Here is a 12,209-nt window from a genome sequence, read left to right as displayed (position 1 = left end):
GGGGCGGCGGGTGCGCCCGATGCGCCGGGTGCGCCGGGTGCGCCGGGCGCGCCGGGCGCGCCGGGTGCCGGCTCGTCGCAGGAGCGCCCGGCCTCGTCGGCCGCCCCGGCGACCGCCGCGCAGATCCCGGGCGTCATGGAGGCGGCCGCGCCGATGACCGGCGCCGTCCGCGCCGTGCAGCCGACGCTCGCCGTCCCGGGCGGCCCGCGCCCCGACGTGCGAGCGGGCCTGCCGATCAGCGCCTACTCCGACGACCAGCTCGACGACCTCGTCGCCTGGCTGGTGTCCGACGGCACGGACCGCACCCCGGACGAGCTCGCCGCGGCCCTGCGCGCCGAGCTCGGCATCACGCGCCGCGGCGCCCGGGTCGACTCGGTCGTCTCGGCCGCGGTCACCCGCGCCACCCGCTGACGGCGTCGCGTCGGCCGCGGCGGGGCGCGGGTTCCCGGCGCGCGGACCGGGGTGCGCCGAGGACCGAGGCGTCAGGGTGCGCGGGCCGGCCGCCGGGGACAGCCCAGGACCGCAGCGCCGGTCACCGCTCCGCCGAGATCGGACCGTCTCGCCGAGATAGGACCGTCGACGGTCCTATCTCGGAGCGGAGGTCCTATCTCGCGGGGCGGCGCCGCGGGCTCCCCGGAGGGCGCAGCGCCCGCGACGAGGCGCGGCCGCGCGCGCCACGTGGGCGGCGTCGGCGAGTTCGGTGCTCGGCGCTGAGTTCGGTGGCTGCACGCACCGAACTCGGCGAGAGCCACCGAACTCGGCGAGAGCCACCGAACTCGTCGAGGTCCACCGAACCCGGCGAGAGCCACCGAACTCGGCGAGCGGGCGGGGTCGAGGCGCGGTGCCGCGGCCCGGGTGGTCGGCGCGCGGGGTGGGACACTGGGCGGGTGACCACTCCGACCGAGCAGGGCCCCGAGCCCACGGACCGACCCCGCCGTCCGGTCGACGACTCCCCGCTCATCCCGAGCCGCAGCGCCGACGACTCCGACACGGGCTGGGGCGACGACCGCGGCGACTCCAACGACGACCGCCTGCGCCGGGACGTCCCGCCGCACTGGTGACCCGTGCCGGCTGCGACGAGATCGGTGCTTCCGGCCGAGATCGGTGGTTCTAGGCACCGATCTCGGCGCAAAGCAGGTCGGGTCAAGAGGTCGTTGCAACTTCGGGTGAGCCGGGTGTGGCCTGGAGGAGGTCGGCGAGTGCTTGCGCGGGGGTTCGTAGGCCGAGGGTGGGTCGCGGGCGTGCGTTGAGGGTGTCTTGGACTCGGCGGATCTCGGGTGCGGTCCAGGTGGCGAGGTCGGTGCCCTTGGTGAACCAGAACCGCAGCAGCCCGTTGGTGTTCTCGTTGCTGCCTCGCTGCCAGGGTGAGTGCGGGTCGGCGAAGTAGATCGGTGCCTGCAGGTCGAGCTGGATGCGGTCGTAGGCGGCCATCTCGCTGCCGCGGTCCCAGGTGATCGATCGGCGCAGGTGAGCGGGCAGGTCGCTCATCTGCGCGATCATCGCCTCGGCGACGGCCTCGGCGGTCCGGGGACCGGGCAGGAGCAGCAGGATCGCGAACCGGGTCGAGCGCTCGACCAGCGTCCCGATCGCCGAGGCGTTGCGCGCGCCCATGATCAGGTCGCCTTCCCAGTGCCCGGGCACGGCCCGGTCGGCGACCTCCGCCGGACGCTGGCTGATCCGCAACGCGCCGGCGAACGTCGCGGCGGATCCGACCGGTGCCCGCCCGCGCGGCTTGCGGGTGGTCCGCCCGGTCTTCAGCCGCTGGGCCAGGTCCTGGCGCAGGTTCCCCCGGGCCTGGACATACAGCGCCTGATAGATCGTCTCGTGGCTCACCTGCCAAGCATCCTCGCCGGGGTGCTCGACCTTCAGCACCTTCGCGATCAGCCCGGGTGACCACCCGTCGTCCATCCACGTCTCGACCTGCGCACCCAACGCCGGGTTCGCGGCCAGCTTGAACTCCTTGGGCCGGGCCCGACGCCGCGCCGCGGACCGCTCGGCGGCCGCGGACCGGTAGACCCCGTCCGGGCCACGCCCGCGCGCGACCTCCCGGGACACCACGGACTTGTCCCGTCCGATCAACGCCCCGATCGCCGCCAGCGTCAGCCGCTGGGCCAGGCCGACCTGGATCACCGCCCGATCCTCAGCGGCCAGGAATCTGCCCGCGGGGCCACGCGCAGGCGGCAACGCCGGCCGCAGCCCGCCACGCGCGCCCAGCGCCATCGGCTCACCCACCGCACGTGCCACCCAAGGCTGAACGGTGGACAGCGCCACCCCCACCGCACGCGCCGCCGCCGATACCGACGCCCCCGCCAGCACCAGCTCCACCACCCGCGACCGGACCTCACCACTCAGACGAACCCCGCGCACCATCGCAACCTCCCCGGAAGTTGCAGCGACCATAGGAATCCGCCGCACCGATCTCGACGCGAAGCACCGATCTCGACACGGCGCACGGATCTCGACACGGTGCACCGATCTCGGCGGGCGCGGCCGGCGTCGTGCGGGCGCGGCGAGCGGCCCGCCGGGCGGGGCCAGCGTGGCGCGGCGCCGGAGCGTGAGCGGGCGGGCGGTCAGGGCGGGGACCGGGTGGCGCGGGAGCGCCGGCGCGTGAGGCGGAGGGCGGTCAGGCGAGGGGCGGGTGGCCCGGGTCGCCGGTCCCGGTCGAGCGGCCCGTGACGCCCGGGGCCGCCGGGCCGGAGGCACCGGAGGTCCCGGCAGTCCCGGGTGCGGGGGAGCCCGCGGTGTCCTGGGTCAGCGCCGGGCTCGACTGGGCGGCCAGCAGGTCGCGGATCTCCTGCAGCAGCAGGATGTCCTCGGACGGCCGCGCGGGCTCCGCCTCGATGCCACGCTTGCGGCGCTCGGCCAGCTTGTTGAGCGGCAGCACGATGAAGAAGTAGATCGCCGCGGCGGTGATGAGGAACTGCAGCAGGGCGTTGAGGATCAGGCCCATGTCGATCGTGGCCTTGTTGATCGGCCCGATCACCCAGATCTCCGAGATGTCCGGCTTGCCGAAGATCATCGCGATGAGCGGCGAGATGAACCCGTTCTGGATGGCGGCGATGACGGTGCTGAACGCCGCGCCGATCACCACGCCGACGGCCAGCTCGATCGCGTTCCCGCGAGAGATGAAGTCCTTGAACCCCTGCAGGACCTTGCCGGCGCCCCTGGCGCCCTCGGTCGCGGTGCGCAGGCCCTTGTTCAGTGCGTCGCTCATGCGGTGAGGTCCCCCGGTGTGCTGCGGCGATATGTCCGCATCATCCCACGATGACCGCGCTGAGCACGCGGGATGCGGCCGCGCCGGTCAGGGCGACCGACTCGTCGGGGTCGACCGCGAGGAGCACCGGCGTGCTCTCCGTCGACGTCGTGCCGCCGCCGAGGAGCCCGCCGCCCGTGCCCGGATCGGGGCCGTCCCCGCCCGGTCGCGCGAGCACGACGGCCGCCCGGGCGAGCCTGGTCGCCTCGTCGCCGTCGTGCAGCGCGGCCGCGACGACGTCGACGCGCATGCCGGGCACCAGCACGTCCGCCACGCCGGCGTCGGCGAACCGCACCGGCACGACGACCGTCCCGGCGGGCCCGGTGGCGGCATCGTCCACGAGCAGTTCGGCGACGAGTGGCAGGCCCGCCGGCACCGCGACCGCGAGTCGTCGCCCGGCCAGGGCCGTCACCGCCGACGACCGGGTCGAACCCGCGTCGTCTGCGCCGTCGACCGCGGTGCGGGCGGCGCCAGTCTTGTCGACCGCGGTGTCGGCGGCGCCAGCCTTGTCGACCGCGGTGCCGGCGGCGTCGGCTCGGTCGACCGCGGTGCTGGCGGCGCCAGCCTCGTCGAGCGCGGCGCCCGCGGCGTCGGCCCCGTCGTCCGCGGCACGCCCGTCCGCCGCGCGCCCCTCCGCGGCGGCGCCCGCGTCGGCATCCGACCCGGTCGCCGACCACTCGTCGGCCAGCCCCGCCGGCAGCAGCGCGACCGGCACCTCGGCGAGCCGCACGTCCTCGGGCGCCAGCACGGTGCCGACGGCCAGGGCGCGCGCCGCGACCGGCACCCGCGCGGAGGGCGGGTCGGCGGGCCGCAGCAGCCCGACCGCGACCAGGGCGGCGAGCCCGGCGCACAGCGCGGCCACCGGCCGGCGGGCGCGCCAGGTCAGGAGGCGGAGCCGGCGGCGGGCGGCCGGGGAGAGCGGGTCGGTGAGAGGCACGACGCCGACGCTAGACAGACCACGGGGTGACGGCACCGCGCCGGTCGGCCGGCTGGGGACGGTGCGCGCCCGTCCGGGCTGTGGAGGACTCGGCGCCCGCTCGGGGCGCGGGTCCGGCGGCGAGGCCGCGGACGCGGCCCCGGACCGGGCGTCAGCTCGCGGCGGGCTTCGCGGCGCTCGTGGAGGAGGACGTCGACGCGGCCGGCGCCGGAGCAGCCGTGCTCGTGGTCGACGAGGACGAGGACGACGTGCTCGACGACGAGCTGCTGCTGCTCGCGGAGGTCGTGGAGCTGGAGGTCGACCGCGAGTCGTTGCGGTAGAAGCCCGAGCCCTTGAACACGACGCCGACGGAGGAGAACACCTTGCGCAGCTTCCCGCCGCAGGCGGGGCACTCGGTGAGCGCCGCGTCGCTGAACGACTGGTGGATGTCGAAGGCGTGGCCGCACTCGGTGCAGGTGTAGGCGTAGGTGGGCACTGCTGTCTCCCGCGGATGACGTGACCTGGGTGGACGGGGAGCCGGTCGCCGGGCGGAACCGCCCGCGCCCCTGGCACTCCCTCTGTCCGAGTGCCAATGATACGCGCGCCCGCGGTATTCCTCGCCGGGCGTCCGCCCAGGCCCCGGAGGTGGGCCCGCGCGCGCCCTCCGCTCAGCCGCCCAGACGCACCCAGCGCTCGGGCGTCGCGACCATGTCGACGGTCCGGTCGTGCGGCTCGTGCGGCAGCGGCCGGGTCCCGGCGTCGTACAGCTCTTCGGCGAACACCAGCGCGACGACGGGCGTACCCGGGCGGGCGTGCGCGAGCGCGCGGTCGTACCAGCCGCCGCCCTGCCCGAGCCGGTTCCCGGCGGTGTCGACGGCGAGCGCGGGCGCCACGATCACGTCGACCTCCGCGATGGCGTCGGCACCGAGCGAGGGGCCGGACGGCTCCGGCGGGCGGCCGGGCGCCCGCTCGAGCAGGTCGTGCCGCCCGGCGAACCACGCCCACTCGCGCTGCAGGCCGGCGCCGAGCACGGGAAGCAGCACCCGGGCGCCGCGCGCCGCGAGCGCGTCGAGCAGCGGGCCGGTGTCGGGCTCGGTCGGTCGGGCGCTGTAGGCCGCGACCACCCCGGCGTCCGCGAGGACCGGGATCGTCTGGACGACGTCGACGAACGCCTCGGCAGCGGCGGCCCGCAGACGGGGCGACCGGGCGCGCCGCGCCGCGCGGATGGCGGCTCGGAACTCGTCCTTCACCTCGGTGATGCTGCTGCCGTCGGAGACGTGCGGATACGGCTGGGCAGCGGCGCTCATGGCACCCAGTCTCGCAAGTCGCCCCCGCACCGGGTAGGACCAAAGGGGTTGAACCGGCGCGGCCGGTGGGCGGCGGGCCGCGATGGCCGGGCATGATGCGGGCATGAGATCCGTCCAGGACCAGCTCGCGGCGGTGCTCGCCGGGGTCGGACCGGTGGCCCCGCTCGACGTGGTGCTCGCCGACGCGGCCGGCACGATCCTCGCCGAGGACGTCGTGGCCCCGGCGGACGTCCCCGCCCGGCCGGTCGCCGCGCGCGACGGCTACGCGGTGGCGACCGGCGACCTGCGGGGCGGTGCCCCGGGCGCGCCCCTGGTGCTGCCGGTCGCGCACGACGTGCTCGCGGGCGACCCGGCGGCGCTGCGGCTGGCGCCGGGCCAGGCGGTGCGGATCGCGTCGGGCGGCCCGGTGCCGGCCGGTGCGGACGCGGTGGTCCCGGCCGAGGACACGGACCGCGGTGCCGTGCGGGTGGCCCTGCACCGGGTGCCGGTGCCGGGCGAGCACGTCCGCGCCGTCGGGGCCGACACCGTGCGCGGCACCGTCGTGCTCGCGGCGGGCACCCGGCTCGGCGCGCGGCAGCTCGCGACCGCCGCGGCCGCGGGTCGTGGCCGGCTCCGGGTGCACCCCGCGCCGCGCGTCGTGATCGTCTCGATCGGCTCCGAGCTCGCGGAGCCCGGCACGCCCCCGCGCGACGGCGGCGTGTACGAGTCGGCGGGCCACGCGCTCGAGGCGGCGGTCCGGGACACGGGCGCGACCCCGGTCCGGGCGGGCGTGGTGCCGGACGACCGCGCCGTGCTGAGCGAGGCGCTCGAGGACCAGCTGGTGCGCGCGGACGTCGTGGTGACCACGGGCGGGCTGTCCGAGTCGCAGCACGACACCCTCGCCGACGTCCTCGCGCCGCTGGGCACGGTGCGGTTCGACCAGGTGGCGATGGCACCGGGCTTCCGGCACGGGTTCGGCACCCTCGGCGACGGGCCGGACGCCGTGCCCCTGTTCGCGCTGCCGGGCCACCCGGTGGCCTCGCAGGTCGCGTTCGAGGTGTTCGTCCGGCCCGCGCTGCGGGCGATGGCCGGGCACACCGACCTGTTCCGGCCGTCGGTGACGGCGCGCGCGGACGTCGGCTGGCCGTCGCCGGCGGGGGTACGGCAGTTCGTGCCGGCCGCCGTGGTCGGGACGCCGGGCGAGGGCTACCGCGTCACGCCCGTCGGCGACCCCGCCGTCCCGTCCATCACCGGGTTCGCGCACGCCAACGCCCTCGCCGTCGTGGGGGAGCAGGACTCCGCCGTCGTCGCCGGGCAGGTCGTGCACTGCCTGGTGCTGGAGGGCTGATGCCGCGCGGTTGGCCCGTGGCCCTCACCGACGGCGACGTCCGGCTGCGCCCGCTGCGGCGGTCCGACGAGGCCGCGTGGATGCGGTTGCGCGCGGTGAACGCCGCCTGGCTCGAGCCCTGGGACGCGACGTCGCCCGAGCCCGTGACGGGTCGGCGGCCGACGTTCGGGCAGTTCGTGCGGACGCTCGACCGGCAGGCCCGCTCGGGGACCTCGCTGCCGTTCGCGATCGAGCACGCCGGGGAGCTGGTCGGCCAGCTCACCGTCTCGGGGATCACCTACGGGTCGCTCTACTCGGCGTCGGTCGGCTACTGGGTCGCGCAGCACGTCGCGGGCCGGGGGATCACGCCGACCGCGGTGGCGCTGGCGACCGACCACTGCTTCACGGCGCTCGGGCTGCACCGGGTCGAGGTGAACATCCGCCCGGAGAACCGGCCGTCGCTGCGCGTGGTCGAGAAGCTCGGGTTCCGGGACGAGGGCCTCCGGGAGCGGTACCTGCACATCCAGGGCGCGTGGTGCGACCACCGCACGTTCGCCCTGACGACGGAGGACGTGCCGCGCGGGCTGCTGGCGCGCTGGCACGCGCGGCGGTCCTCGGACGTCTGACCGATCCGTCCGCTCTGCCCGGGTTCGTCCGGGTGTGGCAGGCTGTGCTCGGCCCGCCGAATGACATCGGTGTGATTTTCACGCGGCGGGCCGCTCGACACGCCGCGACGGGTCCGGGGTCGGTGCCTGCGCCGCACCTACCGTCGTGGAGTGTACGAATTCGCCGGACCAGCCGCCCTCGTGGTGGTCGGCCTGTGGATCGCGTACCTGGTGCCGCACAAGCTGCGGCACCGGCAGCAGCTGCTGGAGTCGCGGACCGACGACCGGTTCTCCGACGCCCTGCGGGTGCTCGCCGTGACCGGCCCGGAGGGGTCCGGCCGCCGGCGGCGCGCGGAGGTGGCGGGCGGGGTCCGGCAGGACTGCGGCCCGGTGGAGAAGCGGGCCGGGCTGCTGACCCCGGGGACGGGGAACCGGCTCGCGACGACGGAGAGGGGAGGGGCCGAGGTGGACCGACCGCACGGGACCCAGGACAGGATCGGCGCCGACGCCGCCCGTCGTGCCGCGCAGCTGCAGGCCGCCCACGCCGCCGCGACCGCCCGCCGTGGCGCCGCCGCGCGCCGGCGCGGTGCCCTCGCGGGCGTGCTGCTCGCCGCCACGGTCGTCGGGTGGGTCGTCGCGGGCGTGACCGCGCTCGGCGTGCTCGCCGGCGTGGTGCCCACGGTGCTGCTCGCCGGGGTGCTCGGCCTCGGCCGCCGCGCCGTCGTGCAGGGCCGCCTCGCCGAGGACGAGTGGCAGCGCCGGATCCACGAGGCGACCGCGCCGCTGCGGGAGCGGGCCGCCCGCCCGGGCCGCAAGGGCGCCGCGGGGCGCGCCGTGCGCCCGTCGCTCACCGAGACCCAGGCGATCGAGCGGGTGCGTGCCGACGCCCCCGTCCGGACCTCGACCCGGGTGCGGGACGGGGGTCGCGAGGGCGACACCTGGACGCCGGTCGCCGTGCCCCGGCCCACCTACGCCACCAAGGCCCCGGCGCCGCGCCGCGAGCCCGCCCCGCTGGGCGAGGTCGAGGGCTCGACGCACGCCGCGCCCGCGCGCCGCACGACGGCGACCCTCGACGAGGCGGCCGTCCCCGCGGCCGCGCAGACCGCGGTCACGGCGACGGGGACGGACGGCGCCCCGGCGTCCACGACCCCGTCGGCCGCGCCCGCGGACGCGACCCCCGCCGGCACGCCCGCGCCCTCCGACGCGGCCCCGGCCCGTGGGGGCGCCACCGCCCCGGCGACCGAGGAGCCGACCGGCTCGATCGACCTCAACGCCGTCCTCGCCCGACGCCGCGCGGCCGGTGCGTAGGGCCGCGACCAGCCGTGTCGTGAGCACCCTCGAACGGGTGCTAGGCTGATCACCGCTTCAAGGGGCTGTGGCGCAGTTGGTAGCGCGTCTCGTTCGCAATGAGAAGGTCAGGGGTTCGAATCCCCTCAGCTCCACCTGAAGGCAAGGCCCGGGATCCTCGATCCCGGGCCTTCGTCGTTCCCGGCGGGCGTGTCGGTGGTCGCCGCTAGCGTCGGTGCCATGCGGGTGATCTACAACACGGCCACGTCGCTCAGCGGGTTCATCGCGGACGAGGAGAACTCGCTCGCCTGGCTGTTCTCGGTCGACTCCGCGACCCAGCCCGACCACGAGGCGTTCCTGTCCGGCATCGGGGTGCTGGTGTCGGGCTCGACGACCTACGAGTGGGTGCTGCGCGAGGAGGACCTCGTCGCGCACCCCGAGAAGTGGCCGGCGTACTACGGCGCGCGCCCGTACTACGTGTTCACGAGCCGTGACCTGCCCGTGCCCGAGGGTGCCGACGTCCGGTTCGTGCGCGGGTCGGTGGCGGAGGCGCTGCCGGCGATCCGCGGGGCGGCCGGCGCGGGCGACGCCTGGGTGATCGGTGGCGGCGACCTCGCGGGCCAGTTCCTCGACGCCGGGGCGCTCGACGAGGTGCAGGTCAGCGTGGCGCCCGCCGCCCTCACCGGCGGGGCGCCGGTGCTGCCGCGGCGGGTCGGGCCGGACCGGCTGCGGCTGCGGTCGGCCGAGCGGTTCGACCAGTTCGCGCACCTGACGTACGACGTGCTTCCGCCCTCCTGACGACGTCCCGGCGAGCCGCCCGGCGCGCGGACCGCGGCCGGGCGTCCCGTGACGCGGTGGCAGAATGACCCGGTGCCTGAAGCGATCCCGTCCCGACCGGGCCGGTGGTCCCGGGCCTGGTCCGCGACCAAGACGTGGGTGGACCCGCTCGTCGTCATGATCGTCGCGGTGTTCCTCCTCGGGCTGTTCGCCCCCGCCTCCGGCGGCTTCGCGACCGGCCTGGACCACGTGACCACCGCCGCCGTCGTCCTGCTGTTCTTCCTCTACGGCGCCCGCATGGCCACGAGCGAGGTCTGGGACGGCCTGAAGAACTGGCGCCTGCAGGGCGGGATGCTCGCGTCGACGTACCTGCTGTTCCCGGTGCTCGGGCTCGCGGTGCAGGTGCTGCCCGACTCGGTGCTGCCGGCCGACCTCAAGACCGGTCTGCTGTACCTGTCGCTGCTGCCGTCGACGATCCAGTCGTCCGTCGTGTTCACGTCGATCGCGCGCGGCAACGTCGCGGGCGCGATCACCGGCGCGACCGTGTCGAACGTGCTCGGCATCGTGCTGACCCCGCTGCTGGTCGGGATCCTCATGTCGCGGGCGGGCGGCCCCGTCGGCGGCTCGGCCGGGGCGACGCTGCTGCAGCTGCTGCTGCCGTTCGTGGTGGGCCAGCTCCTGCAGCCGAAGATCGGCGCGTGGGTCCGCGCGCACAAGCCGGTCACGCTCATCACCGACCGCGGCACGATCCTGCTCGTCGCGTACGGGTCGGTGTCGGAGGCCGAGTCGTCGGGCGTCTGGGACGACCTGACGGTCGGCGTGCTGGTCGCGCTGGTCGTGGTCTGCGCCGTGCTGCTCGCGGCGATGCTGGTGATCACGTGGAGCGGCGGGCGGGCGCTGCGGCTGTCCCGCGGCGACCGGATCGCGCTGCTCATGTGCGGGTCGAAGAAGAGCCTGGCGACGGGCCTGCCGATGGCGAGCGTGCTGTTCGGCCCGGTCGCGGCGGCGGGAGTCGCGCTCCCCGTGATCGTGTTCCACCAGCTGCAGCTCGCGACCTGCGCGGTGCTGGCGCGCCGGCTCGCGGCGACGGACCCCGAGCCCGACCCGGTGGTCGCGCGCGCCTGACGCCCCCTCGGGTCGTCGGCGACCGCGGCGCCCGAACCCGTCCCGCGCGTCGCCCCACGAGACCGGACGAACCGGGCACACTGGTGCGCGGGGGCCGGGCCGTCGTGCGCCCGTGTTCAGTCCCGTCGCCCGGAAGGACCGTCGTGCCCGCTCCGACCACACCCCTGCGTCTCGTCCCGGCACCGAGGCTGGTGCGCGAGGCCGAGGGTGCGCCGTTCGTCGTCTCCGCCGCGACCACCGTCACCACGGGCGTCAGCCCCGCGGAGGTCGCGCTGGGCGTGCTCGCCGCCGAGCAGCTCAGCCGCATCTCCGGCAGCACCGTCGAGGTGCGCTACCGCGACGTCGCGGAGCCCACGCAGCCGGGCGACGTCGCGTTCGTGCTCGACCCGGAGCACCTGTCGGGGGAGCAGTACCACCTCGACGTCGCCGAGGACCTGGTCCGGGTCGCCGCGGGCACCGCCGAGGGCCTCATGCGCGGGCTGGCGACGCTGCACCAGGTCCTGCGGCCGCACGACGGCACGTTCGCCGCCTGGCCGGTGCACGTCGAGGACGAGCCGGTGCACGGCTGGCGGGGCCTGTCCGTGGACGTGGCGCGGCACTTCTTCGGGCCGGACGACCTGCGGGTCGTCGTCGACCTGATGGCGGCGTACAAGCTCAACGTGCTGCACCTGCACCTGTCGGACGACCAGGGCTGGCGGCTCGACCTGCCGTCCCGGCCGGACCTGGCGGCGCGCTCGGGCGGCACGGCGGTCGACGGCGACCCGGGCGGCTACTTCACGACCGAGGAGTTCCAGGCGCTGGTCGCGTACGCGGCCGCGCGCGGCGTGCGGGTGGTGCCGGAGATCGACGTGCCGGGCCACGTGAACGCGGCGCTGCACGCGTACGGCGAGCTGACGCCGTCGGGCGAGCCGGCCGAGGCGTACACCGGCATCGAGGTCGGCTTCAGCCGGCTCACGGCCGACCTGCCGACCACCGAGCCGTTCCTGCGGGACGTGTTCGGCGACGTCGCGGCCGTGACGCCGGGGGAGTACGTGCACATCGGCGGCGACGAGGTGCACACGATGGAGCGCGACGAGTACGCGCGCCTCGTGCGGATGGCCTCCGACGCCGTGCGTGCCGCGGGCAAGCAGGTGGTCGGCTGGCAGGAGATCGCCACCACGCCGCTCGAGCCGGGCACGGTCGTGCAGTACTGGGACACCCGGATGGACCCCGCGCCGATCGTCGCCGCGGCGCAGGCGGGGGCGCGGCTGCTGATGTCGCCAGGCTCGAAGGCGTACCTCGACATGAAGTACGACGGGGACACGGCGCTCGGGCTGGAGTGGGCCGGGCACATCGAGCTGCGCGACGCCTACGCCTGGGAGCCGACCGCGCTGGTGCCGGGCCTGCCGGAGGGCTCCGTGATCGGGGTCGAGGCGACCGTGTGGACCGAGACGCTGCGCAGCCTCGACGACCTCATGACGATGCTGCTGCCCCGGCTCGCGGCCGTCGCCGAGGTCGCGTGGACGCCGGCCGACCGCCGGGACTGGGACGACTTCGCGACCCGGGTCGCCGCGCACGGGCCGTACTGGGACGCCGAGGGGTACGCCTGGTACCCGAGCCCGCAGGTCGACTGGGCCGTCGAGCTCGGCTGACG

General features: G+C 76.2%; 12 protein-coding genes, 1 tRNA gene and 2 pseudogenes. 10 read left to right on the top strand and 5 right to left on the bottom strand.

Annotation, left to right across the window (positions count from 1 at the left end; all coding sequences use genetic code 11):
- A pseudogene (locus tag KVT14_RS22315) lies at positions 1–411 on the top strand (hypothetical protein); the annotation flags it as partial.
- A gap of 476 nt (positions 412–887) precedes the next feature.
- Positions 888–1,061, top strand: coding sequence for a hypothetical protein (locus KVT14_RS07840; RefSeq protein ID WP_217615136.1), 174 nt, complete (start codon positions 888–890; stop codon positions 1,059–1,061).
- Positions 1,062–1,143: 82 nt separating this feature from the next.
- On the opposite strand, the gene KVT14_RS07835 is transcribed toward KVT14_RS07840, so the two are convergent.
- The 3 genes from KVT14_RS07835 to KVT14_RS07825 form a co-directional block, all read right to left on the bottom strand.
- A complete protein-coding gene (locus KVT14_RS07835) occupies positions 1,144–2,325 on the bottom strand; it encodes an IS30 family transposase (RefSeq protein ID WP_308160953.1) in 1,182 nt (393 codons plus the stop codon).
- Positions 2,326–2,623: 298 nt separating this feature from the next.
- Positions 2,624–3,214, bottom strand: a complete 591-nt coding sequence (gene mscL / locus KVT14_RS07830; RefSeq protein WP_217615134.1) for a large conductance mechanosensitive channel protein MscL — start codon at positions 3,212–3,214, stop codon at positions 2,624–2,626.
- 40 nt (positions 3,215–3,254) lie between these two features.
- Positions 3,255–4,190 (bottom strand): SAF domain-containing protein, encoded by a 936-nt coding sequence (locus KVT14_RS07825; protein ID WP_217615133.1) that lies wholly within the window; start codon positions 4,188–4,190, stop codon positions 3,255–3,257.
- Positions 4,191–4,369: 179 nt separating this feature from the next.
- Between KVT14_RS07825 and KVT14_RS23425 the strand changes: the two genes are divergently transcribed.
- Positions 4,370–4,510, top strand: a complete 141-nt coding sequence (locus KVT14_RS23425; RefSeq protein ID WP_308160954.1) for a hypothetical protein — start codon at positions 4,370–4,372, stop codon at positions 4,508–4,510.
- A gap of 62 nt (positions 4,511–4,572) precedes the next feature.
- Here the strand turns inward: KVT14_RS23425 and KVT14_RS23420 are convergent.
- Both KVT14_RS23420 and KVT14_RS07815 read right to left on the bottom strand, forming a co-directional pair.
- A pseudogene (locus KVT14_RS23420) lies at positions 4,573–4,665 on the bottom strand (FmdB family zinc ribbon protein); the annotation flags it as partial.
- Positions 4,666–4,837: 172 nt separating this feature from the next.
- Positions 4,838–5,476, bottom strand: a complete 639-nt coding sequence (locus KVT14_RS07815) for a 5-formyltetrahydrofolate cyclo-ligase (RefSeq protein ID WP_147795700.1) — start codon at positions 5,474–5,476, stop codon at positions 4,838–4,840.
- Positions 5,477–5,579: 103 nt separating this feature from the next.
- Here KVT14_RS07815 and glp point away from each other — a divergent pair, with 103 nt between their 5' ends.
- The 7 genes from glp to KVT14_RS07780 all read left to right on the top strand — a co-directional run bounded on the left by glp (position 5,580) and on the right by KVT14_RS07780 (position 12,207).
- Entirely contained in the window at positions 5,580–6,803 is a 1,224-nt protein-coding gene (gene glp, locus KVT14_RS07810) for a gephyrin-like molybdotransferase Glp (RefSeq protein WP_217615131.1), read from the top strand.
- Positions 6,803–7,408, top strand: coding sequence for a GNAT family N-acetyltransferase (locus KVT14_RS07805; RefSeq protein WP_147795702.1), 606 nt, complete (start codon positions 6,803–6,805; stop codon positions 7,406–7,408). The genes glp and KVT14_RS07805 overlap by 1 nt, the downstream gene beginning before the upstream one ends.
- Positions 7,409–7,558: 150 nt before the next feature.
- Positions 7,559–8,695 (top strand): hypothetical protein, encoded by a 1,137-nt coding sequence (locus KVT14_RS07800; RefSeq protein ID WP_217615130.1) that lies wholly within the window; start codon positions 7,559–7,561, stop codon positions 8,693–8,695.
- A gap of 61 nt (positions 8,696–8,756) precedes the next feature.
- Positions 8,757–8,829: transfer RNA gene (locus tag KVT14_RS07795), tRNA-Ala, on the top strand.
- Between the two features lie 85 nt (positions 8,830–8,914).
- Positions 8,915–9,472 (top strand): dihydrofolate reductase family protein, encoded by a 558-nt coding sequence (locus KVT14_RS07790; protein WP_217615129.1) that lies wholly within the window; start codon positions 8,915–8,917, stop codon positions 9,470–9,472.
- Positions 9,473–9,544: 72 nt separating this feature from the next.
- Entirely contained in the window at positions 9,545–10,576 is a 1,032-nt protein-coding gene (locus tag KVT14_RS07785; RefSeq protein WP_308160952.1) for a bile acid:sodium symporter family protein, read from the top strand.
- Between the two features lie 143 nt (positions 10,577–10,719).
- Positions 10,720–12,207, top strand: coding sequence for a family 20 glycosylhydrolase (locus KVT14_RS07780; protein ID WP_217615128.1), 1,488 nt, complete (start codon positions 10,720–10,722; stop codon positions 12,205–12,207).
- The last annotated feature ends 2 nt before the right edge of the window (positions 12,208–12,209 follow it).

Origin of the sequence: Cellulomonas sp. GbtcB1 (genome assembly GCF_019091725.1) — a bacterium.
GTDB lineage: Bacteria > Actinomycetota > Actinomycetes > Actinomycetales > Cellulomonadaceae > Cellulomonas.
The sequence above is the reverse complement of the archived record's forward strand: the minus strand, read 5'-3'. Positions and strand labels throughout refer to the sequence as shown.